Annotated in this window: 19 protein-coding genes; 7 read left to right on the top strand and 12 right to left on the bottom strand. The window is 74.0% G+C overall.

Annotated elements, in window-relative coordinates; all coding sequences use genetic code 11:
- Nucleotides 1-18: 18 nt before the first annotated feature.
- Nucleotides 19-1,233, bottom strand: coding sequence for a Na+/H+ antiporter NhaA (nhaA, locus tag NT8_RS17610; RefSeq protein ID WP_067970779.1), 1,215 nt, complete (start codon nucleotides 1,231-1,233; stop codon nucleotides 19-21).
- Nucleotides 1,234-1,438: 205 nt separating this feature from the next.
- Between nhaA and NT8_RS17605 the strand changes: the two genes are divergently transcribed.
- Nucleotides 1,439-2,092, top strand: coding sequence for a TetR/AcrR family transcriptional regulator (locus tag NT8_RS17605; protein WP_067970786.1), 654 nt, complete (start codon nucleotides 1,439-1,441; stop codon nucleotides 2,090-2,092).
- Nucleotides 2,089-3,366: a glycosyltransferase gene (locus NT8_RS17600; protein ID WP_067970777.1), complete on the top strand. Its 1,278-nt coding sequence runs from the start codon at nucleotides 2,089-2,091 to the stop codon at nucleotides 3,364-3,366. The genes NT8_RS17605 and NT8_RS17600 overlap by 4 nt, the downstream gene beginning before the upstream one ends.
- Before the next feature lie 101 nt (nucleotides 3,367-3,467).
- On the opposite strand, the gene NT8_RS17595 is transcribed toward NT8_RS17600, so the two are convergent.
- From NT8_RS17595 to NT8_RS17545, 11 genes are all read right to left on the bottom strand, one after another.
- Complete coding sequence (locus tag NT8_RS17595) at nucleotides 3,468-4,292, bottom strand: class I SAM-dependent methyltransferase (protein WP_084469043.1); 825 nt, start codon at nucleotides 4,290-4,292, stop codon at nucleotides 3,468-3,470.
- Nucleotides 4,289-4,966, bottom strand: coding sequence for a TetR/AcrR family transcriptional regulator (locus NT8_RS17590; RefSeq protein ID WP_067970775.1), 678 nt, complete (start codon nucleotides 4,964-4,966; stop codon nucleotides 4,289-4,291). Before NT8_RS17590 ends, NT8_RS17595 begins: the two co-directional genes overlap by 4 nt.
- Before the next feature lie 768 nt (nucleotides 4,967-5,734).
- Nucleotides 5,735-9,994: an nSTAND1 domain-containing NTPase gene (locus NT8_RS17585; protein ID WP_067970774.1), complete on the bottom strand. Its 4,260-nt coding sequence runs from the start codon at nucleotides 9,992-9,994 to the stop codon at nucleotides 5,735-5,737.
- A gap of 10 nt (nucleotides 9,995-10,004) precedes the next feature.
- Nucleotides 10,005-10,343 carry a CU044_2847 family protein gene (locus NT8_RS17580; RefSeq protein ID WP_217999216.1) on the bottom strand — a complete coding sequence of 113 codons (339 nt, stop codon included), beginning with the start codon at nucleotides 10,341-10,343 and terminating at the stop codon, nucleotides 10,005-10,007.
- Between the two features lie 512 nt (nucleotides 10,344-10,855).
- Nucleotides 10,856-11,062 carry a hypothetical protein gene (locus NT8_RS29405; RefSeq protein ID WP_217999218.1) on the bottom strand — a complete coding sequence of 69 codons (207 nt, stop codon included), beginning with the start codon at nucleotides 11,060-11,062 and terminating at the stop codon, nucleotides 10,856-10,858.
- Nucleotides 11,063-11,336: 274 nt separating this feature from the next.
- Nucleotides 11,337-11,876: a GNAT family N-acetyltransferase gene (locus tag NT8_RS17570; RefSeq protein WP_067970769.1), complete on the bottom strand. Its 540-nt coding sequence runs from the start codon at nucleotides 11,874-11,876 to the stop codon at nucleotides 11,337-11,339.
- A gap of 9 nt (nucleotides 11,877-11,885) precedes the next feature.
- Nucleotides 11,886-13,265: an MFS transporter gene (locus tag NT8_RS17565; protein ID WP_245646226.1), complete on the bottom strand. Its 1,380-nt coding sequence runs from the start codon at nucleotides 13,263-13,265 to the stop codon at nucleotides 11,886-11,888.
- A gap of 56 nt (nucleotides 13,266-13,321) precedes the next feature.
- Nucleotides 13,322-14,347 (bottom strand): ABC transporter substrate-binding protein, encoded by a 1,026-nt coding sequence (locus tag NT8_RS17560; protein ID WP_067970767.1) that lies wholly within the window; start codon nucleotides 14,345-14,347, stop codon nucleotides 13,322-13,324.
- 108 nt (nucleotides 14,348-14,455) lie between these two features.
- Nucleotides 14,456-15,223, bottom strand: coding sequence for an ABC transporter ATP-binding protein (locus NT8_RS17555; protein ID WP_067970765.1), 768 nt, complete (start codon nucleotides 15,221-15,223; stop codon nucleotides 14,456-14,458).
- Entirely contained in the window at nucleotides 15,223-16,341 is a 1,119-nt protein-coding gene (locus NT8_RS17550) for a FecCD family ABC transporter permease (RefSeq protein WP_067970764.1), read from the bottom strand. Before NT8_RS17550 ends, NT8_RS17555 begins: the two co-directional genes overlap by 1 nt.
- Before the next feature lie 142 nt (nucleotides 16,342-16,483).
- The gene (locus NT8_RS17545; protein ID WP_067970761.1) at nucleotides 16,484-17,506 is read right to left on the bottom strand and encodes a zinc-dependent alcohol dehydrogenase family protein; all 1,023 of its coding nucleotides are present in this window, start codon (nucleotides 17,504-17,506) and stop codon (nucleotides 16,484-16,486) included.
- A gap of 127 nt (nucleotides 17,507-17,633) precedes the next feature.
- Between NT8_RS17545 and NT8_RS17540 the strand changes: the two genes are divergently transcribed.
- The 5 genes from NT8_RS17540 to NT8_RS17520 all read left to right on the top strand — a co-directional run.
- Entirely contained in the window at nucleotides 17,634-18,539 is a 906-nt protein-coding gene (locus tag NT8_RS17540; RefSeq protein WP_067970759.1) for a helix-turn-helix transcriptional regulator, read from the top strand.
- A gap of 321 nt (nucleotides 18,540-18,860) precedes the next feature.
- On the top strand, nucleotides 18,861-20,057 hold the full coding sequence (locus tag NT8_RS17535; protein ID WP_067970782.1) for a sensor histidine kinase: 1,197 nt from the start codon (nucleotides 18,861-18,863) through the stop codon (nucleotides 20,055-20,057).
- On the top strand, nucleotides 20,054-20,659 hold the full coding sequence (locus NT8_RS17530) for a response regulator transcription factor (protein ID WP_067970757.1): 606 nt from the start codon (nucleotides 20,054-20,056) through the stop codon (nucleotides 20,657-20,659). Before NT8_RS17535 ends, NT8_RS17530 begins: the two co-directional genes overlap by 4 nt.
- Nucleotides 20,660-20,970: 311 nt before the next feature.
- Nucleotides 20,971-21,633, top strand: a complete 663-nt coding sequence (locus NT8_RS17525) for a DUF4097 family beta strand repeat-containing protein (protein ID WP_067970754.1) — start codon at nucleotides 20,971-20,973, stop codon at nucleotides 21,631-21,633.
- A 130-nt stretch (nucleotides 21,634-21,763) separates the two neighbouring features.
- Nucleotides 21,764-22,584 (top strand): serine hydrolase domain-containing protein (locus tag NT8_RS17520; protein WP_067970751.1); only part of this gene is annotated, 821 nt, incomplete at its 3' end.

Raw genomic sequence — 22,584 nt, 5'->3', positions numbered from 1 at the left:
GGGGGTGGGCGGGGTGGGTCAGGGGGTGTGGCGGGCCTGCCGGGCGCGGAGGCCCAGGACCGCGGCGGCGAGCAGACCGGCCGTCAGGGAGGCGAGCAACACGCCGGCCTTGGCGTGCTCCAGGGTCTGCGGGGAGCCGGTGAAGGACAGCTCGGTGATGAGCAGGGAGACGGTGAAGCCGATCCCGGCCAGCAGCGAGACCCCGGCGATGTCGATCCAGCGCAGCGCCGGGTTGAGGTGGGCGGAGGTGACCTTGGTGGTGATCCAGGAGCCGCCGAGGATGCCGGCGAGCTTGCCCGCGACCAGCCCGGCCATGATGCCCACGGCCGCCGGGTCGCCGAGCACGGGGCCGATGCCGTCGAAGGCCACGCCCGCGGAGAGGAAGGCGAAGACGGGCAGCGCGATCCCGGCGGAGACCGGCCGCAGGAGGTGCTCCACCCGGTGGCTGGGCGAAGCGGTCTCGGTGGCGGACGCGCCGGTGCGCATGAGCAGGCCCATGGCCACCCCGGCGATGGTGGCGTGGACCCCGCCGGCGTGCATCAGGGTCCAGACGGCCGCCGCGAGCGGCAGGTAGACGACCCAGTTCGGTACGCGGGAGGCGTTGAGGGCCGCGGCCGCGCCCCGGCCCCGCTGGAGGAAGCCGAACAGCGCCAGGCCCGCCAGGGCGCCGGCCAGCGGCGCCGGGGCGATCGCGTCGGTGTAGAACACGGCGATCACCAGCACCGCCCCCAGGTCGTCGACGACGGCGAGGGTGAGCAGGAACGTCCGCAGCGCCGGGGGCAGACCGCGCCCGACGACCGCGAGCACCGCCAGGGCGAAGGCGATGTCGGTGGCCATGGGGATGCCCCACCCGCCGAGCGTGGCGGGGCTGTTCCAGTTGACGGCCGCGTAGATCGCGGCGGGGAGCAGCATCCCGCAGACCGCGGCCGCGATGGGCAGCATGGCGCGGCGCGGGTCGCGCAGCTCGCCGTGGACGAACTCCTGCTTCAGCTCGTTGCCGACGATGAAGAAGAACACCGCCAGAAGGCCGTCGGCGGCCCACGCCTGCAACGGGAGGTGCAGGTGCAGGGATTCGGGGCCGAACTCCAGCGACCGCAGCGCCTCGTAGGCGGGCGCGGCGGGCGAGTTGGCCCAGGCCAGGGCGATCGCGGCGGCGGCGATGAGCAGCAGTCCGCCGACGGTGTCGCTGCGCAGGGCGTCGATGGCCCGGCGGACGGGCGAGGGGGAGGTCATGTGTGGGGGCTCCAGGGGCGTGGTCGGGCGAGGACTTCGCCGACCAGGCTTCCCGGCACACCAGGCGCACGGCGCCACTTCCCCGAGTCTCCCATCCGGGGGTGGAAGGCGGCAAACCCGGCCCCGGTACGGCCTCGCGCCCCTGCGTGTCAGGGATGCGTCAAGACCGCACCGGCAGACTGAACAAACGTTTAGCATGCTGAACATGAGTTCAGTCGATGATCTGACCGCGAAGGCGCGCATCCGCGACGCGGCCCTGCGCCTCTTCGCGGACGAGGGGCCCGCACGCGTCAGCATGCAGGCGATCGCCCGCGCCGCCGGGGTCTCCCCCGCCCTGGTCGTCCACCATTTCGGCTCCAAGGACGGGCTGCGTCGCGCGTGCGACGACCACGTCGTGTCGCTGGCCCGCGGCCGCCCGGGCGGACCCGCCGACGCGGCCTCCCGCGACACCGCCGGCCTGGAGGCGATGCTGGCGCAGGCCGGACCCGCCCGCACCTACCTCGCCCGTGCCCTGCTCGACGGCACGCCCGCGGCGGCCGACCTGTTCGACGACCTGGTGTCCACGACGGCCGCGTGGCTGGCCGAAGGCGAGGCCGAGGGGTGGGTGCGCGCCACCGACGAGGACCCGCGGGCGCGCGCGGCCGTCTACGTCGCCTGGCTGCTGGCGCCCATGGCGTTCGGCGACCACGTCTCCCGGGCCATGGGCGCCGACGTCGCCGGTCTCGACGCCACACTGCGCTTCTCCCGCATCGGCCTGGACATGCTCACCCACGGCCTGTTCACCGACGACCGGTGGCTGCGGGCCTGGGACGACATCCGCGCCCGCCGCGCCTCCACCACCCCCCGGGAGTCCGCATGAAAGCCCTGCTGCTCACCCACGGCACCCGCGGCGACGTGCAGCCGTTCCTCGCCCTGGCCCGCGAACTGCGGGCCGCCGGCCACCACGCCCTGGTGGCGGGCCCCGCCGCGAGCGCCCCCTTGGCGGCCGAGCACGGCCTGGACTACCACCCGGTCGACGACGGCCCCAACGCCCTCATGGCGGACCCCGACCTCGGCGGGGTCATGGACACCGGGCTGCACGGGCTGCGCGGCAAGGTCGAGGCCGTGAAGCTGATGCGCCGCATCAAGCCGCTCATGCGCAAGGTCTTCGAGGACATGGCCGACGCCGCCGAGGAGGGCGCCGACCTGGTGGTGCACCACCCCGGTATGCCCGGCGGCCACATCGCCGAGTACCTGGGCGTGCCCGCGGTCCCCGCGCTACTCCAGCCCACGTGGATCCCCACGGCGGCGTTCCCCGCCGCAGGCTTCCCGGCCGCCCGCGTCCCCCGCGCCCTCAACCGCGCGACCTACCGCGTCCTGGCCCTGTCGGTACGCGCCCTGGCACCGGTCGCCGACCGCCTGCGCACCGAGCGGCTGGGCCTGGGGCCGCGCCCGGGCCGCCACGACGTCCTGCACCAGGCCGACGGGTCCGCCACCGTGGTGCTCCAAGGGTTCAGCCGGCACCTGCTCCCCGTGCACACCGGCTACCCCGGCCACGTGCACACCACGGGGTTCTGGTTCCTGCCCTCGACCGAGCGCGCCCTCGACCCCCGCATCGAGGAGTTCCTGCGCGGCGGGCCGGCGCCGGTGTTCATCGGGTTCAGCAGCATGCCGAGCGCCGACCCCGCTCGCAGCGGGCGGATGGTGGCCGACGCGGCGCGCGCCGCGGGCGTCCGGGCGGTCATCGCCTCGGGCTGGGGCGGCATCGACGGCGCCGGACTCAGCGGGGACGACCTGCTGTTCATCGGCGGCGCCCCGCACGACCTGCTGTTCCCCCGATGCTCGGTGATCGTCCACCACGGCGGGGGCGGCACCACGGGCGCCGCTCTGGCCGCAGGCCGCCCCCAGGTCGTCTGCCCGTTCTGGGGCGACCAGCCGTTCTGGGCCGCCCGGGCCCACGCGAGCGGCGTCGCCGTCCCCCCGCTGCGCGGCCAAGCGATGACGACCGAACGCCTGGCCTCGGCGATCGCCGAGGCCGCCGACGCCGCCATGGCCGCCCGGGCCCGCACGCTCGGCGGGAACGTCCGCGCCGAAGGCGGCGCCGCCCAGGCCGCAGCCCTCCTGCAGGACGTCCACGCGATACATTCGGCGTGACCCGTGCCAACACCCGGTGCCGACCCGGCGGCGGCCCTCGACCCCGCCGACGCCGGCACCGGGCACCGATGGCGAATGCGGCCGCCTGCACGGCCGCTCCCTCAGAACCGGTAGCGGACCACCCAGACGCCGCGCCGGGCCTGGGCCGTCCAGCGGGCGAACCAGCGCGCGAGGAGCCGGTAGGGGCCGGGCAGCCGTCGGCTCTCGGGGGCGGCGGCGCCGGTCTGCTCGCCGACGAACGCCAGTCGGGGGTTGAGCTCGGACAGGTGGCGCGGGTCGTCGAAGCCGAAGGCGCGGAATCCCTTGGGCATGCCGACCGAACCGGTGTAGGAAGCGGCCATACGGGCGGCGATCCTGGTGTAGGCGTTGGCCACCAGCTCGCCGCGCGCGAAGTGGTCGGTGATCCGCGCCAGCACACGCCTGTTCTGCTCCTCGGTGAGGAACCCGAAGAACCCGTCCCCCACGACGACCGTCGGCCGGTCCGGGGGGATGGTGTCGGTCCAGCGGGGGTCGAGGGCCGAGCGGCCGATGGAGTGGGCGTTGGCGCGGTGCGGCAGCAGTTCCTCGCGCAGGGCGACCACCTCGGGGAAGTCGACGTCGTACCAGTCCACCGTGGCGGGCGGATCGATGCGGAACATGCGGGTCTCCAGACCGCAGCCGAGCTCGACGACGACGGCGTCGGGGTGGGCGCGGACGAACGCGTCGACGGCGCGGTCGAGGATGCCGGTCCGAATGGCGATGCCGATCTGCACGCCCGGACCCAGCCTCACCGTGTCGGTGTCGTAGTCCAGCCGGTCCAGGAGGGCGGCGGCCAGCGGGTCGCTCAGGATGGGGCGCGCCGACCGGCTGTCGAGCGCCCGGCCCTTCAGGGTGATCATCAGGGTCTTCTGGACGGGGGTGAGGTGGTCGATGCCGTGCGTCTTCACTGCCGCCCTCCCGGGTCGCAGGGGTGGCCGGCGGCGGACGCGCGTATCCGCTCCCCGGTGGGTGAGGTGGCGAACTCGCCCAGCGACGCGTACAGGTCGAGCATCGCCGTGCCGATCCGGGCGGCGTGCTCGCGGTCGAGCGGGTCGACGCCCAGGCGCCTGGCGAGGTGGCCGTGGAGCACGATCGTGCCGCTGTGCATGGCCGCCATCACCGACGCCGCGTCGCGGACCCGCGCCGAGCCGGGCGGAAAGCGCTGCGGCCACGTCCGGCTGAGGAAGTCCTCCGCGCCGGCGGTGAGTTCGTCGAAGACGGCCGACGCGGCGGGCGAGCCGTCGACCATGGCCCGGGCGAGGTAGCGCAGCAGCAGGCCGCTCGTGCCGTACAGGTCGGCCATGAAGCCCGGCTCGCCCAGGTCGCCTTCCGCGGCGGCGCGCGTCAGCCGGTGGCGGAAGGCGTCGACCACCGCGTCGTCGCAGGCCTGGCGCAGCGCCTCCTTGGACCGGAAGTGGTGCTGCACCAGCCCCAGGGAGACCCCGGCCGCCTCGGCGATCCCCCGCAGGGTGGCCCCTTTGGCGCCGTGCTCGGCGAACTGCACCAGCGCGGCGTCCCTGATGCGCGCCCGTGCCGTGAGGTCTTCGTTCGGCCGGTCGCCGGCGCCGAGGATCGATCCCATGACTCCCGACTATACACCTGTATTGCCCACGGTGCGAGCGCATTGCCCTGCCGGGGAGCGGCCGCCCGCGGCCTGTCCGCGGGCACGACGACAACCGCGACACGTATGTCCCAAGGGCTATTGAGCCACCCCTCCGCCCGATCGATCCCCTTCGAACGCAACACGAAGCTTCCGCCACGAGGCGCGAGGGGCACGTGCGCCGACTTCAGCAGCGTGTTGGTCCGACTGCTCGGCCTTGACCGATGCATCAGCGTCTTCGGCGCTCTCGTGCCGATGGCTCCACGGCTGGTCTTTCGCGCCGATCACGGTGAGAGGAATCCGTCTGCCGTCGACTGCGGATATCAAGGAAAGCAGGAAGATCTGCGAAAGACTTCCGGCTCACCGACTTTCTGCGTTCTCTCTGGCCACCGCCCAGCGGAGATACCGGTGGGTTGAAGGTTCTGAAAATTCCCTTTTCCAGGCGTTGCGGACGCGGCTGGTCGGGAAAGCATGCCGTACCTTACCCGCATGCAGGAAATCGTTCCGCAGGCCCCGACTGAGGGCACAAGATGGAGGATTCCACCTGCTCCCACCGGCTGGGAAATGGCGACGGCTGCGCCGACGCGGTCGGCGATCGCCCTACGGGCCGCGGTCGGCTCCTATGGCGTGCCGTTCACGCCTCGACCCAGAGGAGGCCGGAAATTCTCGCGCCCGCGCGAGCAGGGAGACGCACGGGTCCACCGTTCGGTGGGTGCAGAGGTCGGCCGTGGCGGGCATAGATGGCGGAGGTCATGCCGGGCACACCGGCTCGTCTGAGTCCGGGATTTCCCGCAGGTACTGCGCGCGTTCACCGGTGGTGAAGTCACGGTCGAGTGCTTGGCAGATCTGGTTCACGGCCTCGTTCAAATTGGGAAGCGCCACTCTCCATAACCGCACCGTACCATCTTTACTCGCACTGGCCAGCGTCTGCCCATCGGGGCTGAACGCCACCCCGTACACCGGGCCCTCGTGGCCGATGAGAGTGAGACGCCGCAGGCCGGTTTCGGTGTCCCACACTCCCACCTGCTCATCATCATTCGCGATGGCCAGCCGTTCCCCATTCGGACTGAACGCCACCCCGTTCACCGGGCCCCCGAAACCGTTGACGGTGGCGATCTCCTGGCCGGTGTCGGTATTCCACACCCGCACCGTCCCATCGTCACTCACACTGGCCAACTGCTCCCCATCCCAACTGAACGCCATCCCCAACACCAAGCCCTCGTGGCCCTCGAGAGTGCGAACCTCCTCGCCGGCGCCGGTATCCCACAACCGCACCGTCCAATCGTAGCCCGCACTGACCACCCGCTCCCCGTCCGGGCTGAATGCCACCCCGTACACCGGGTTCTCGTGGCCCTTGAGTGTGTCGACCTCCTCGCCGGTTTCGGTATCCCACAACCGCACCGTCCAATCGTCACTCGCACTGGCCAGGATTTGCCCATCGGGGCTGTACGCAACCCGGTTCACCCCATTTTGATGACCCTTAAGGGTGTGGACTCCCTGGCCGGTGTTGATATCCCACACCCGCACAGTGGAATCGGCACTCGCACTGGCCAGCCGCTCCCCGTCGCGGCTGAATGCCACCCCCAACACCGGGTTGTGGTGGCCCTTGAAAGTGGCGAGCTCCTGGCCAGTGCCGGTATCCCACACCCCCACTCTGCCATCAATGCCCGCGCTGGCCACCCGTTCCCCATCGCGGCTGAACGCCACCCCATACACCGAGGCCACGTGGCCCTTAAAGGTGGTGAGCTCCTGGCCAGTGCCGGTATCCCAGACCCCGACCGTGCCGTCGTCACTCCCGCTGGCCAGCCGCTCCCCATCGCGGCTGAATGCCACCCCATTCACCGGAGCCGCGTGGCCCTTGAGTGTGTCGACCTCATCACCGGTGCCGGCATCCCACAAATGCACCACCCCATCGTCACCCGCACTGGCCAACCACTCCCCATCCGGGCTGAATGCCACCCCGTAAACCGGGCGGCCGCCGTGACCGTTGAGAGTGTCGACCTCATCACCGGTGCCGGCATCCCACAAATGCACCACCCCATCGTCACCCGCACTGGCCAACCACTCCCCATCCGGGCTGAATGCCACCCCGTACACCGGGCCCTCGTGGCCCTTGAGGGCGCGGATCTCCCGACCGGTGCCGGTATCCCACAACCGCACCACCTCATCCTCACCCCCACTGGCCAGCCGCTCACCATCCCGACTGAATGCCACCCCCAATACCGAGCCCTTGTGGCCCTCAAGGGTGCGAACCTCTTCCCCAGTGCCGGTATCCCACAACCGCACCGCTCCATCAAACCCCGAACTGACCACCCGCTCACCATCCGGGCTGAACGCCACCCCGTTCACCCAGTCCTCGTGGCCACGCAGAACGCGTAGCTCGTCACCGGTTTCGGTATCCCACAAGCGAACGGTTTCGTCGTCGCTCGCACTGGCCAGGATCTGGCCATCGGGGCTGAACGCCACCCCGTTTACCCCATTGTCATGACCCTTGAGGGTGTGGACCTCCTGGCCGGTGGCGGTATCCCACAACCGCACCGTCCCATCAGTGCTCGCACCGGCTACCCGCTCCCCATCCGGACTGATCGCCACCCCGTCCACCGGGCTCTCGTGACCGCTGAGGCGTTGCGTGAGACCACGGTCGGCCGCGCTGAAAACGCTTGCGCGGGCCTCAAGGGTCGGGGACAGGCGGTAGGCCTGGACGGCCAGCAGGGACGCCAGGTCGGGGCTGGTTTCCGCCAACGCCTCGGACTGGGCCGCGAGCTGGCGGGACTGCGCCAGACGCTGTGCCTGCACCGCGCTTTGCCACTGCCATGCCGCCAGGCCGGTGGCCACCAGCGCCAGGGACAGCAGGCCCGCCAGGACGGTGTTGAGGCGCCGCGAGCGGCGGACGGTGGCCTGCTCGTGGTGCCGGCTGGCGGTCAGGAACGCGGTGATATCGGCGGGCATCTCGCGCTGGCGGGCCCAGTCGAGGGCCTCGGCCAGAGCGGTGCCGGCCAGCAGGTCCGCGGGCACCCCGCTGTGGGCGTGGCGGCGGGCGTGCTCGGTGGTGCGGTGCAGCCACACTTGGAAGCGCTGGTCGCGGCTCGCCCACTCCCGCAGTTCGCCCCAGTCGCGGAGGAGCGCGTCGTGGATCAGCTCCGCCACCGGCTCGCCGGGACGGCCGCCGCTGTGCGGCCGGGTGGCGGTGATGATGATGCGGTCCCGGCTCAAGGCGGACACGACCTCGTCGAAGACCTCCCCGGGTGCCTCCCGGCCACCGGGGGCGCCGGCGGCCAGGGCGGCCAACCGGGCCAGCGGCACCTGCTGGCGGGTGGCCGGAATACCGAGGGCTTCATCAGCGGGGCGGACCAGGGCGGACAGAAGGCGCTGGGCCACCGGCCGGCGGGAGGGGGGCAGCTTGTGGACGGCGCTGTTGCACCAGGCCGCCAGGCTCCCGGTCACCGCTCCGATGCGCTGGTAGGCGTCGTGGGTCAGGCGGCCATCGGTGCGGCGCTCCCACAGGTGGGCCAGGGCGAGCTGGAGCGGCGGCAGCAGGGTCGCGGAGGTGCGGCGGTCGGGGTCGGCGTCGCGCAGGTCGGCGATGATGCGTTCACACAGCCCGTCCTCCAGGCGGGCCCCGGCGTCGAGGGCGGGCCGGGTGATGATGGCGCGCAGCTCGGCCGCGGTGAGCTGGGCGGGGATGTTCACCGAGCCGGGGACGGCCGCCTGCAGCAGCCCGGGATGCGCCTCGGCCAGGCGCGGGTAGAAGTCGTTGCGCATCACCAGGACCACGCTGAGCCGGGCATCGGCCTCGACCGCCGCGGCCAACTCCTCGGCGAAGGCCGCCCCCCGCTCGGCACCGGTCTGCTCGGCCGCCGCCGTCGTCGTGGTTGAGGCGCCGGCGTCCGCGGGCGCGTCGCCGGAGGGCGACGATGGCGGACGGCGTCCGCCTTCGGGGGTGCCGGGTCGGTGGGTGAGGAGTTCCTCGAACTGGTCGACGACCAGCACCACCCGGTCGCGGCCGGGTTCGTCGGCCAGCCGCCGGTCCACCGCCGGGCCGAGCCCCCCGGATGCGGTCACGGGCAGATCCGCCTCCTCCAGGGCCGCGACCAGGTCGCGGCCCGGCCGCACCACCACGGGCAGCCACCGGTCGCTGCCCGGCAGTCCGCCGTCCGCCAGTGCCGGCACGACCCCGGCCTGCACCAGCGAGGACTTGCCCGCCCCGGAGGGCCCCAGCAGCAGCACCAGCCGGTGGCGGCGCATCTTGTCCACCACGGCGTCGACCACCTCCCGGCGGCCGTGGAACCAGCGGGCGTCGCCTGTGGTGAAGGGCTCCAGCCCCCGGTAGGGGGCGACCTGCAGCTCGGCCAACCCCGGCACGATCTCGCGCAGCACCTCGGCGGGGGTGGCGTAGGCGATGCCCGTCCCGCGCCGGTGCCCGTCCGGGGCGGTGATCGCGGTGACCATGCCGATGACCAGGTGCGTCACCTCGTCCATGACGGGCCCGCCGCTGAACCCGGTGGTGAGGTCGTTGGCGCCCGTCAACTGCAGCAGGCCGCCCCCTCCGCCGTCGGGCAGCAGGCCGCCGGCGGTGCCGTAGCCGAAGTGCCCGCGCCGGGGGGCCTGCGCGGGGAACCCGTAGGAGGACACCCGGTGCCCGCCGCACCCCGACGCCGACCCCAACCCCACCACGGCGGCGCCCTGGGGCATCGATTCCAGCCGCAGCGCCGCGACGTCGGCCGCCGGGTCCACGACCTCGACCCGTGCGGCGACCACCGGTGCCCCCTCCAGCCGGGGGAAGCACACCCGCACCCAGTCTTCGGGGGCGCGCTCGGCGGGCAGGACGTGCGCGCAGGTCACCACCAGCCCGTCTGCGGCCACGAAGCCCGCCCCGGCCGCGCCCCCGCCCGGGGCCAGGACCTGCACCACCGAAGCCGATCCCCACGAACCGCGGGAGAGGTCCGCGCCCATGCCCGGGACGGCACCGGCGCCGTCGGCCTGCATGAGCTGTGTGTCTTCGGCTGTCATCGGCCGCTTCTCAGACCTTCCCGTCCGCGTCCGACCCGGCCTTCCACAGCACCCGCACCTTCAGGTGCGCCGTCACCCCGCCCTTGCTGATGACCGCCCCGGCCTGGGCCGACAGGTTCAACCCGAACTCCACCTCGACCTCCGCCGGCCCCACCGGCCCCGCCTCGCGCAACTGGGCCACCACCGCGCCCGCCATCTCCCGCACCGGCGCCAGGCCCTGCTGCAGGGACGCGGGCATCTCCCGCAGCGCGTCGGCCACCCGTCCCGCCGGCACCGGCCCGTCGATCCCACCGGCGTCGAATGGCGCAACCGTTTCGAACAGGACTTCTCCGCCGCCGTCAAGCGGCATTCGCCCCACCGGATGCATTTACCCCCCTTTTTATTCCCCCGCCGCTCCCCGGCCGCGTCATCCGCCTATGCTCGACCACACGGGCCCCGAACGGAACCAGAAATCCATGACCGGATCCGGCCGCTCATCGCGACCCGGGGTTTCACCGACCGGAGGTCTGGTCGGCAGCGATTTCCACCTGCGGGGAAATGACCCGTGACGTCCTCGCCGCCACCGGTTGACCTGGGGACGGTCGATGGCGTACGGGCTCGGACACGCCCTTTGTCACGAGCGACGACACGGGGGCGACCATCCTCGTGTACCTCCTCTTACCGCGCTATCCGGCACCGCTGACGGGTGTCCTCACACGTCGCGGCCTACGCACTCGTGCATCAATGCCACGCGCTCGGCCCCCATTCCCGCATGGAGCTGCGAAGACACCCGGGCGGGACTCGCCAATTATCTTGCACACAAATCACACGCCCGCTGCAACCCGACCGGAGCCCCGGCCCGCCCGGAAACGGCCAAGCACATCAGACAGATCTATCAAGGTGGGACGCGGTCGGTGGTGGAGAGAACACCGGCGCCTTGGCCGTAGCGCGCCACCAGCGGTGGGACGCGAGCGCGGCCGGTCCGGCGCCGGCGGCGTTGATCAGTACGTCGTCCACCGAGGACACCCGGTCCAGCCGCAGGGCGTACTGTGCGGTCTCGCACGCCGGTGTCGGCCTCGGGCCGGCCATCGTGCACAGCATCGTCCGGACACACGACGGGGCACTCGACCTCACCCCCCGCCCCACCGGCGGTCTCCGCGTAACGGTCCGGCTTCCCGCCGCGCCGTAGGCTCCGCCGGATGCGGACCCGGGCCGATCCGAGCGGGAAGGCGTGCCGTACCCGACTCGGACGCGGGGGATCGACCCGCAGGCCCCAACCGTGCCCTGCGCGTCCCTCCACGCGGAGGACACCCGTCCCGCACCCGATGGGCAGGCCCGCTTCGACGTCGATGAGCGGGAGGCGTCACCGACCGGCGGACGGCGCGGGCGGCACGTCGGAGCGGAGTACCGCGTACATGACCATGTCCCGCCAGGCGCCGTCCCGGAAGCAGGCGCCGCGCAGGACGCCCTCCCGGGTGAAGCCCGCCCCTTCGAGGGCCTTCTGCTCGGCGGTGTTCGCCACATCGGTGCTCGCCTCGACGCGGTTCGCCCGGGTGTGCGCGAAGAGGTACTCCGCGAGCAGGCGCTGAGCACGCGTGCCGTACCCCCTGCCGCGCTCGGCGGCGAGAAGTGAGATCCCGATGTTCCAGCAGGGCGACGCCGGCCCCTGCAGCACCCGCCGCCATTGGACCTCGCCCAGGAATCGGCCGTCCGCCCCATGGGCGACGGCCAGCCGCCCGCCGTCATCGGTGAGGAGGCCGCGGTCCGCCCACTCCCTGCGGAGCCGTCCGGGGTCGTGGAAGCCGAAGAACCCGAACGGCCCGGCCTCCTCGCGGTCCTGCAGGCGTTCCAGGTGAGGGAGGTCGTCCTCGGTGATCGGTCGGAGACGGACGTGTGCGGGCATGGCGCCAGCCTAGACACCGGACGGCGCACCGGCGGCCGCGCCTCCCCCGGGAGGACGGGCCCGCTGGCGCGCCTCGTCCGGCGCACGGGGCTTACGTGGCCGCCGGGGAGGGTGCCGGCGCGGTCGGGCGCCCTCCAGGGCGGCCGCGGGGGCGCGGCGGAAGTGCCGGGCGCCCGGGGCGAGCGCGGCGGCGGCGGGGGCGGCGAAGCACACGGCCGCGCACACGGCCAGGACCGGCCCCGTCCCGAACGCGTCGGCGGCCGGGGCGATGAGCGCCAGGCCCGCCGGGGCCAGGCCGTAGGAGAACAGGAAGTCCAGCGACGACACCCGGGCCAGCTTTGACGGCTCGACCTCGCGCTGGGTGGCGGTGAACCAGGGGACGTTGAACAGTTCGATGCCGATCCCGGCGAGCACGTAGGCGCCCACCACGACGGCGGGGTGGGCCGCGACGAGCAGGCTCAGCGGCGCGAACCCGTACAGGGCCAGGCCGGCCAGCGCCGCCCAGCCCGCCGAGGGCGGACGCCACCGGGCGATGAGCACGGCCCCCGCGAGGGCCCCGGCGGTGTAGCCGGTCAGCGCGCCCGCCAGGACGGCCTCGCCGCCGAAGGAGTCGCGGCCGACCACGGGCAGCAGCACCCCGGTGGCCGAGTACCCGGTGGCGATCACCGCGGTGAGCGCGCCCAGCCCGGAGACGAACCACGGGTGGCGGCGCGCCTCGCGCAGGCCGTCGGCGAGGTCGGTGAGCAGCGACGGCCGGGCCGCCCCGGCCGCCCCGGTGACGTCCGCGCCCGGGGGCGCGTCGGCCCCGCGCGGGGGGAGCAGGGCGGCGGCCGCCCACAGCAGGGCTGTGCCCGCCACCAGCACCCCGGTGCCCAGCACGGTCGACAGCAGCGCGGTGGCACCCGGCGCGACGAGGGTGGTCACCCGCACCGACAGCGTCAGCGCGGCGTTGGCCTCCTGGCGGCGCGGTTCGGGAACCACCTCGGCGGTCAGCGCCTGGAACGCCGGCCGGCACGCGCCCTGGCCCGCGCCGACCACCGCCGCGGCCGCCGCCATCAGCAGGGCGGACTCGGCGGCGCCCACCGCCACCAGCGGCGAGGCCCCGGCCGCGGCAAGGCCCGACCAGGTCACCACCCGACGGCGGGACAGCCGGTCGGCCAGCGCCCCCGCGACGGGCACCGCCGCGAGGAACCCGGCCGTGCGCGCGGCCAGGGCCGCGCCGAGCCCGCCCGCCGTGAGCGTGCCGTCCAGCACGGCGAGCCCCAGGATGAACGGCAGCGCCCAGGTGGCCAGGCCGGACGCTGTGGTGCCGGTCCACAGGCGCAGGAACGCGGGGTCGCGCACCAGCGGCCGCCCGGGCGGGGCAGGGGGGCGGGGGTGGGGGGACACGGTCCTCCTCGGCGGACGTGCTCGGGGCGGCGGGCGGCCGGCTGTGCGGGCGGTGGCTACGCGGCGTCCAGGTCGCGCAGGTACTCGGCGAACTTCTCCAGCCCGTCGACGTTGCGCGGGCTGGAGATGCCTTCGTTGTAGTCCAGGACGAAGAAGTTGTCCTCCCGCACCGCGGGCAGCTCGGCCGTGGCCGGGGAGGACTTCAGGAACTCGATCTTCTCCTCGGCGGACTGGTCGCCGTAGTCGAGGATGACGATGACCTCGGGTTCGGCCTCGACGACGGCCTCCCAGCCGACCTGGGTCCAGCGCTCGTCGAGGTCCGCGAAGATGTTGCGGCCCCCGGCGAAGCGGATGATGTCGTTGGGCGGCACCTGCGCGGCGGCCGTGAACGGCTGGTCGGTCCCGGAGTCGTAGAGGAAGACCGGGACCGGGTCGCCCTCGGGCGCCTGCTCGCGCACCCGGTCGACGCGCTCGCGCAGGTCGGCCACGACCTCCGCCGCGCGGTCCTCGACGCCGAAGATGGCGCCCAGCCGCTCCAGGTCGGTGTAGAGGCCGTCGAACGGGGCGACCCGCTGCGGGTGGCCGGGGTAGTTGTAGCAGGACTCGGTGTGCATGAAGCTCTGGATGCCCAGGTCGTCCAGGATCTCGGGCGTGATGCCGCGCTCGTCGCTGAACCCGGAGTTCCAGCCGGCGACGACGAGGTCGGCGCGGGCGTCGACCACGAGTTCGCGGTTGAGCAGGTCGTCGCCGAGGAACTCGACCTTCTCGTACTCTTCGGCCCACGGCGACTCCGACACCGGCGGGTTGGCCGGCGGCATGACGTAGCCGTGCACGTGGTCGGTCAGCCCGAGCGCGAACAGCTTGTCGGCGCTGCCGCCCTCGTAGGCGACCGCCCGCTGCGGCGTGGTGTAGGTGACCTCCTCGCCGCAGCGTTCGACGGTGACCGTGCGGGTGTCCTCGGCACCGCCCTCGACCTGGGCTCCGCAGCCGGCCGCGGCGACGGTCGCGACCAGGGCGCAGGCCGCCGTGCGGAGGAGGAGCGGACGGCGGGGCGGGGTGGCCGCCGGCGTGTGCGGTGTCATGGGGGTTCGGCCTTTCCGATGGGGGCGGGGGTGGTGCTGGGGGGACGGGGGCGGCGCCGGTGCGCTCCGCGCGGCCGGCCGCCGCGCGGCCGGGACGGGGAGGCGTGCTCAGGGGCGCACGGTGTAGAGCAGCTGCGGGTCGCCGGTGCGCGGATGCGCCACCACTTCGGCGTCGACGCCGAAGACCCTCTTGACCAGGGGCGCGGTGAGGATGTCGGTGGGGGTGCCGGCGGCGACGAGGCGGCCGTGCTCCAGGACGCCGATGCGGTCGCAGACCGCCGCCGCCAGGTTGAGGTCGTGCAGCACCAGCAGCACGGTCAGTCCGGTGGCGCGCAGCAGCGACAGCAGGCCCACCTGGTGGCGGACGTCGAGGTGGTTGGTGGGTTCGTCCAGGACCAGGACCTCGGGTTCCTGGACCAGGCAGCGGGCCACGAGAACCCGCTGGCGCTCGCCGCCCGAGAGGGTGAGCACGCCGCGGTCGGCCAGGTGGGCGACGTCCATGCGCTCCATGGCGTCGCGGCACAGGCCGCGCTCGCGGGCGCTCAGCGGGGCGTTGCCGCGCAGGTGGGGGGTGCGGCCGAGGGCGACGGTCTCGGCGACGGTGAAGTCGAGTTCGCCCCCGTTCTCCTGGGTGAGGGCGGCGACGGAGCGGGCGCTGTCGCGCAGGCTCAGCGCGGTGGTGTCGGTGCCGCCGAGCAGGACCGCGCCCCGCGTGGGCCGCAGCGCCCGGTAGACGCAGCGCAGCGCGGTGGACTTGCCCGAGCCGTTGGGGCCGACCAGGCCGACGACGCCGCCGTCGGGGACGTCCAGGGACAGGTCGTGGACCAGGGTGCGTCCGGCGGCCTCGACCGTGACGCCGTCGAGTCGGAGGTCCATCACCGGCTCCCGAACAGGTAGCCGCGGCGGCGCAGCAGCACGATGAACACCGGCACCCCGACCAGGGCGGTGATGGTGCCCAGCGGGAGTTCGCGGGGGGCGACCAGGCCGCGCGCCGCGAGGTCGGCCCACACCATGAACACCGCGCCGACCAGCGGCGCCACGGCCAGCACCCGGCGGTGCCCGGCGCCGACGAGGATGCGCACCACGTGGGGGACCACGAGGCCGACGAACCCCACCGCCCCGCTGACGGCGACCATGGCCCCGGTCATCAGTGCGGTCAGGCCGAACAGCACCCGGCGCACCCGGGTGGGGTCGACGCCCAGTGAGGCGGCGGACTCGTCGCCCAGCGCCAGCGCGTCGAGGGGGCGGCCCAGCGCGCGCAGGACGAGGGCGCCGGCGACCACGGTGGCGGCGACCGGCGGCAGGACCCCCCAGGTGGCGGCGCCGAACCCGCCCATCGACCAGAACAGCACGGCGCTGGTGGCCTCGCCGCTGGGGGTGAAGTAGATGATGGCGCTCATGACCGCCTGGAAGCCGAACGACAGCGCGACCCCGGTGAGGACCAGGCGCAGGGGGGTGGTGCCCAGCGGGGACCGGGCGAGCAGGTGGACGAGGAGGGTGGCGGCGAGGGCGCCGGCGAAGGCGCCCGCCGACACCGCGTAGACGCCCAGCGCGCTCAGCAGTCCGAAGACGCCGACCGCGACCGCGCCCACCGAGGCGCCCGAGGACACCCCGAGGACGTAGGGGTCGGCGAGGGGGTTGCGCACCATCGCCTGCACGGCGACGCCGACCGCGCCGAGCCCGGCGCCCACGACGGCCGCGAGCAGCACGCGGGGGGTGCGCAGCTGCCAGACGATCTGGTAGGTCGGGACCTCGTCGGCGCGGATGGTCCCGCCGGTGAGCCCCGCCCACAGGTAGCGCAGGGTGTCGGCGGGGGCGACGCCGGCCGACCCCAGGCCGATGGCGAGCAGCACCGAGACCGCCAGCAGCGGGACGAGCACGGCGGTCGCGGCCGACGCGCCGAGGCGGCGGGGCGGGCGCGCCGCGCCGGGGTCGGCGGTCGCGTCCGGCGCCGCGAGCGTGGGGGCACCTGGCGGCGCACCGGTGGATGGCACGGAGACCGCCCTCTCATGTGGCGATGAAAACGGTTTTCACCACCACATGATTCAGTCTCCCCGCGAGATACGCAAATCGGACGGCGCCGGTCATGGGCGGGCCCCCGGGGCGGACCCCGGGGCGCCCGCCGACGGGTCCGGGTCAGAGGGTGAGCAGCACCTTGGTGGCACGGCGCTCGTCCATCGCCCGGTAGCCCTCGGCCGCCTCCTCGATGGGCAGGGTGAGGTCGAACACGGCGCCCGGGTCGATCCGGTCGGTCATGATCAGGTCGACCAGATCGGGCAGGAAGCGGCGCACAGGCGCGGGGCCGCCGAGCAGGTTCACGGTGGCGAAGAACAGCTCCAGGCCGTCCAGCTCCACCCCGTGCGCGACGCCCACGTAGCCGACGTGCCCGCCGGGCCGGGTGGCGCCGATGGCCTGCGTCATGGACTCCTGGGTGCCGACTGCCTCGATGGTGGAGTGCGCGCCGTACCCGCCGGTCAGCTCCTTGATCCTGGCCACGCCCGCCTCGCCGCGCTCCTCGACGACGTCGGTGGCGCCGAACCGCCGGGCCAGCGCCTGCCGGTCGGCGTGGCGCGACATGGCGATGACGCGCTCGGCGCCCAGGCGCCGGGCGGCCAGGACGCCGAGCAGCCCGACCGCGCCGTCGCCGACCACGGCGACGGTCTTGCCCGGCCCCGCCTCGGCCGCGACGGCGGCGAACCAGCCGGTGCCCAGCACGTCGGAGGCCGCCAGCAGGCTGCGGGCCTGCGCCGGGGTGGGCTCGCCGGGCACCTTCACGAGGGTGCCGTCGGCGTGCGGGATGCGGGCGTACTCGGCCTGGGTGCCGATCGCGCCCATCATGACCTGGTGGACGCACCGGGACTGGTAGCCGGCCCGGCAGATCTCGCAGGTGTTGTCGGAGGCGACGAACGACCCGACGACGAAGTCGCCGACCCCGATGTCGCGGACCCCGTCTCCGATCCGCTCGACGACGCCGATGTACTCGTGCCCCATCCGCGTCGGCCCGCCGAGTTCCGCGACGCCCCGGTAGGGCCAGAGGTCGGAACCGCAGATGCAGGCGGCGGTGACGCGGATGACCGCGTCCGTCGGCTCGACGATCTCCGGCGCGGCCACGTCCTCGACGCGGACGTCGCGGGGTGCGTGCATCACGACAGCGCGCATGGTCCTCCTCCACTCGGATCTTGCAACCCGTCCACGACACCACGTGCGCCTCGATCAAGGGAGTCCCGGCTGATGGGGGTACCCGCAGGGACTCCTTCGCACCACCTCCCCGGCATACCGTGGAGGCATGGACAACCGAGCGGAGGTCCGGGAGTTCCTCACGACGCGCAGGGCCCGCGTGACCCCGGACCAGGTCGGACTGCCCGCCGGATCGAACCGGCGGGTGGCGGGCCTGCGGCGCAGCGAGGTCGCCACCCTGGCCGGGGTGAGCGTGGAGTACTACACCCGGCTGGAGCGCGGGGGCATCAGCGGCGCCTCACCGGAGGTGCTGGAGAGCATCGCCCGGGCCCTGCGCCTGGACGACGCCGAGCGCGCGCACCTGTTCGACCTCGCCCACGCCGCCAGCCCCGTCGCCCGGCCGCGCAAGCGCCGCAACCCGAAGTGCTGGACCCCGCACCCCAGCCTCCAGTGGACGCTCGACGCGGTGACCGCCGGGCCCGCGTTCGTGCGCAACGGGCGCATGGACATCCTCGCGGTGAACACGCTGGCCCGGGCGTTCTACAAGGACGTGTTCGACGGGCCGGGGCAGCCGCCCAACAACGCCCGGTTCACGTTCCTGGACGAGCGGGCCCGCGACTTCTACCCGGACTGGGAGATGTTCGCCGAGGCCACCGTGGAGATCCTGCGCACCGAGGCCGGCCGCGACCCGCACAACAAGGAGCTGCACGACCTCATCGGCGAACTCGGCACCCGCAGCGACGAGTTCCGCCGCCGGTGGGGCGCCCACAACGTCCGCCGCCACGGCACCGGCTTCAAGACGTTCCGCCACCCGATCGTGGGCGAGATGACCCTCGCCTACGAAGGGCTGGAGATGGAGGCCGAGCCCGGGCTGACCCTCACGATCTACACCGCCGAGCCCGGGTCCGCGTCCGCCGAGCGGATGCAGCTGCTCGCGTCCTGGGCGGCCGGCGAGTACGGCACCACCGGCGCCGCCGGCACCGCCCCGCCAGCGCCCCAGCCGACCGACCACTGACCCCCGCCCGGCGCCGCCCCGCACCCGCGGGGGCGCCCCCGTGCCGTTCGGGGCCGACCCGCCGGGCGTGCGGGGCCACCGCCTCCGGGCCATGACATGTGTCATGCCCGGCCCGTGCGGGACGCGGAGGGGATTCGTGACCCGCGGCACCCGGTCACGGGCCGGATCCGTTCTAGGTTCGGGGTATGGATCCCGACCACGGCCTCTCCCCTCCCCCGCCGGCTCCCCGTCCGGCCTCCGGAGCCCCGGCGGTGCGGGCGCCCGGGTACGCGCCGGCCGGGCGGGTGTGAGAGGGCGGTGTGTGCGGGGACAATGGCGGGCATGAGCGATCCGCGGCCGGTGGGCGCACGCAGGTTCGAGACCTACGTCCGCTGGTCCACCTACGTGGCCGTCTCACTCCCGGTCGGCACCCTCCTCCGGAGCGCCGTCGAGGCCGACCGGCTCACCGGGGCGCCCCGCGCCGCTCTGATCGCGGCGGGGGTGCTGGCCGTCGCCCTCGTCATCGGGAACATGCTCGCCACCAAGTGGGGCATGGACGCCGTGGTCGGGCGCGCGCGGCCGTTGCCCCTCGGCGGCGCCGCCGCGTGGGGGCTGGTCCTGGCGGCCTTCATCGCCGTGGCCCACCCGCTCCCGCTCCCCGCGATGGGCCTGACGGTCGCCGCGGCGATCGGCTCGGCCGCCGCGAGCCTCGTACCGGCCTTGGACACCCGTCGGGTGCTGGTGCTCAACGCGGCGGCCGTCGCCCTCACCGTTCCGTTCGTGGGCGTCACCGACCTCGTGCCCCTGCTGGTCGGGACGGGGATGATCACCCTGGTCCTGTGGCTGTGCTGGTCGAGCGCGTGGATGCTGAGGGTGCTGCTCGAACTCCAGGCGGCGCACGAGACCCGCGCCGCGCTCGCGCTCGCCAACGAGCGGCTGCGCATCTCGCGCGACCTGCACGACGTGTTCGGCCGGACCCTGGCGACGATCGCGGTCAAGAGCTCGCTGGCGTCGGAGCTCGTCCGGCGCGGCCACGACGGACGGGCCGCCGATGAGATCACCGAGGTCCGGCGGCTCGCCGAGACGGCGGGGACCGAGGTGCGCCGCGTGGTGCGCGGTGAACTCCGCACGACGTGGGACAGCGAGGTGTCGGGCGCGCGGTCGCTGCTGGAGTCCGCGGGCATCCGCTGCACGGTGACCGGCGACCCCGTGCCCGAGGAGTGCGCGGAGGCGTTCGCGTGGGTCGTCCGCGAGGGCGTCACGAACCTGCTGCGCCACTCGGAGGCGACCCGGGTCACGCTCGCCACCGCCCACGAGGACGGTGAAGTGCTCCTGACGATCGCCAACGACGGCGCCCCCGGCCCCGCGCGGACCGGCGCGGCCGCCGGGCACGCCGCGCCCGGCGCCGGCGGGGGCACGGGCCTGCGCTCGATGACGGAGCGCATCCGCGCGCTCGGCGGGCGCGTCACCGCGCACCGCGACGGAGACTGGTTCCTGCTCGAAGCCACGGTCCCGCTCCGGAAGGACGCCCCCGCATGACGCGCATCCTGGTCGCCGACGACGAACACCTCATCCGCGACGCCATCGCCGGGCTGCTCGACCTGGAGGACGGGTTCGAGGTCGTGGGGCGGGCGGCGTCGGGCGACGAGGCGCTCGCCACCGCCCTGCGGGTCCGCCCCGACGTGGCGCTGCTCGACCTGCAGCTGCCCGGCCCCGACGGCATCGAGGTGGCCCGGCGGCTGGCGGCCGAGTTGCCGGACTGCCGCTGCGTCATCGTGACCTCGCACGGGCGGCCGGGCTACCTGAAGTCGGCCCTCGCCGCGGGTGTGCGCGGCTTCCTGCCCAAGACGGTGTCCTCCCGCGCGTTCGCCGATGTCGTGCGCAAGGTCGCGGCCGGCGGCCGCTACGTCGACCCCGAGCTGGCGGCCGAGGCGATCAGCGCGGGCGACTCCCCGCTGAGCCCGCGCGAGGCCGACGTCCTCGCCCTGGCGCGCGACGGCGCGCCCGTCGACGAGATCGCCCGGCGGGTCTCGCTCTCCCGGGGGACCGTGCGCAACCACCTCGCGGCCGCCATCGCCAAGCTCGGCACCGCGAACCGGCACGAGGCCGCGCGCGTCGCCGCCGAGCACGGCTGGATCTGAGCGCGGCCACCCGCCCGGGGCGAGGCGCGTCCCCGGTGGCGCCGCGCCGCCCCCGACGCCCGGCGCCCGGCGCCCGCCCGGGGAACGGGAGCGTGCCGCCGGAGCCCCCCGCGCCGCCCGCCGGAGCGTTCACTTTCGATTCATTGCAACACCCATTCGGCGATCGTTGCGTTGAATTCTCCCCCAACGCAATGATTATCAGCCTCTGAACTGGCTTTTCGCCGAACACTCGCAATGATCGTGTTGCATGCATATGGAAAGCAACGTAGCGTTTGCGTTGTCGGAAACAGAGAAGCCCCCCGGAGGACACCATGCAGACCTTCACCACCCCCGCCCCCATCACCGCCGTGCTGGAGCTGCCCGCCGGGCGCGTCGAGTTCATCGCCGCCGACCGCGCCGACACCACGGTCGAGGTCCGGCCGGCCGACGCCGGGACGTCCCGCGACGCCGCGGCCGCCGAGCAGACCAGCGTCGACTACGCCGACGGCGTCCTGCGCGTCGTCACCCCCGCACCCGCGAACCGCGTCTCGCGCCCCGGGTCCGTGGCGGTCACGGTCCGGCTCCCGGCCGGCTCGGCCGTCCAGGCCACGGCCACCGCCGCCGAACTGCGCGGCGTCGGCCGCCTCGGTGACGTGGCCTTCGAGGGCGCGTACCACAGCATCGAGATCGCCGAGGCCGCGAGCCTGCGCCTCACGGCGCTCGAAGGCGACGTCGAGGTCGGCCGGCTGGACGGCTCCGCCGAGATCAGCACCATGCGCGGCGACATCCGCATCGCCGAGGCGGTGCGCGGCACGCTCACCCTGAGCACCCAGGCCGGCGACATCGCGGTCGCCGCCGCCGCGGGCACCTCGGCCACCCTCGACGCCGGCACCGACCACGGCCGCGTGAGCAACGCCCTGGTCAACAGCGGCACCCCGGCGCTCGACATCCGCGCCACCACCGTCCAGGGCGACATCTCCGCCCGCAGCCTCTAGCCGACCGCGGCCCCGTAACCGCACGGCCCCGCCACCCCACCCCCACCCCCTTGACCTCCCCACCGGTGCGCGAAGGCGCCGAGCGCCGCACCGGGGCGGACCCGATCGACCACTCACGAGGAGATACACGATGGACACCGGCAACCGCGGCTTCACCAAGGCCGGACTGCGGCGACTGCACGACGTGCTGGAGCGGCACGTCGACTCCGGGCGGATCCCCGGCGTCGTCGCCCTGGTCGGCCGGGGCGGGCAGACCCACGTCGAGGCGCTGGGCACCATGCGCCACGACGGCGGCGCCCCGATGGCCCGCGACACCATCTTCCGCATGGCCTCCACCTCCAAGCCCGTCACGGTCGCGGCCGGGATGGTGCTGCTGGACGAGTGCCGGCTGCGCCTGGACGACACGGTCCAGGAGTGGCTGCCCGAACTCGCCGACCGGCGGGTGCTGAAGCGGATCGACGGCCCCCTCGACGACACCGTGCCGGCGCGCCGGCCGATCACCGTGCGGGACGTGCTGTCGTCCACGTTCGGGCTCGGCATGGACCAGACGTCGCTCGGCACCCCGATCATGAACGCGGTCTTCGCGCAGGGCATCACCCCCGACCTGCCGGAGCCGATGCCCGAGCCCGACGAGTGGATGCGCCGCCTCGGCGAGCTGCCGCTGATGCACCAGCCCGGGGAGCGGTGGCAGTACCACATCGCCAGCGACCTGCTCGGCGTGCTCGTCTCCCGGGTCACCGGCCGGCCGTTCGAGGAGTTCCTGCGCGAACGCGTCCTGGACCCGCTGGGCATGGACGACACCGGCTTCCACCTGCCCGCCGGCAAGCTCGACCGGCTGCCGCCGCTCTACGCCCCCGACCCGCAGAGCGGGGAGTTCCACGTGTGGGACCCGGCCGAGGGCGGGCGCCACAGCGCGCCGCCGGCGTTCCAGGGCGGCGGTGGCGGGCTGGT

The organism is Nocardiopsis trehalosi NBRC 14201 (genome assembly GCF_001552555.1).
Lineage (GTDB): Bacteria > Actinomycetota > Actinomycetes > Streptosporangiales > Streptosporangiaceae > Nocardiopsis_B > Nocardiopsis_B trehalosi.
The sequence above is the reverse complement of the archived record's forward strand: the minus strand, read 5'-3'. Positions and strand labels throughout refer to the sequence as shown.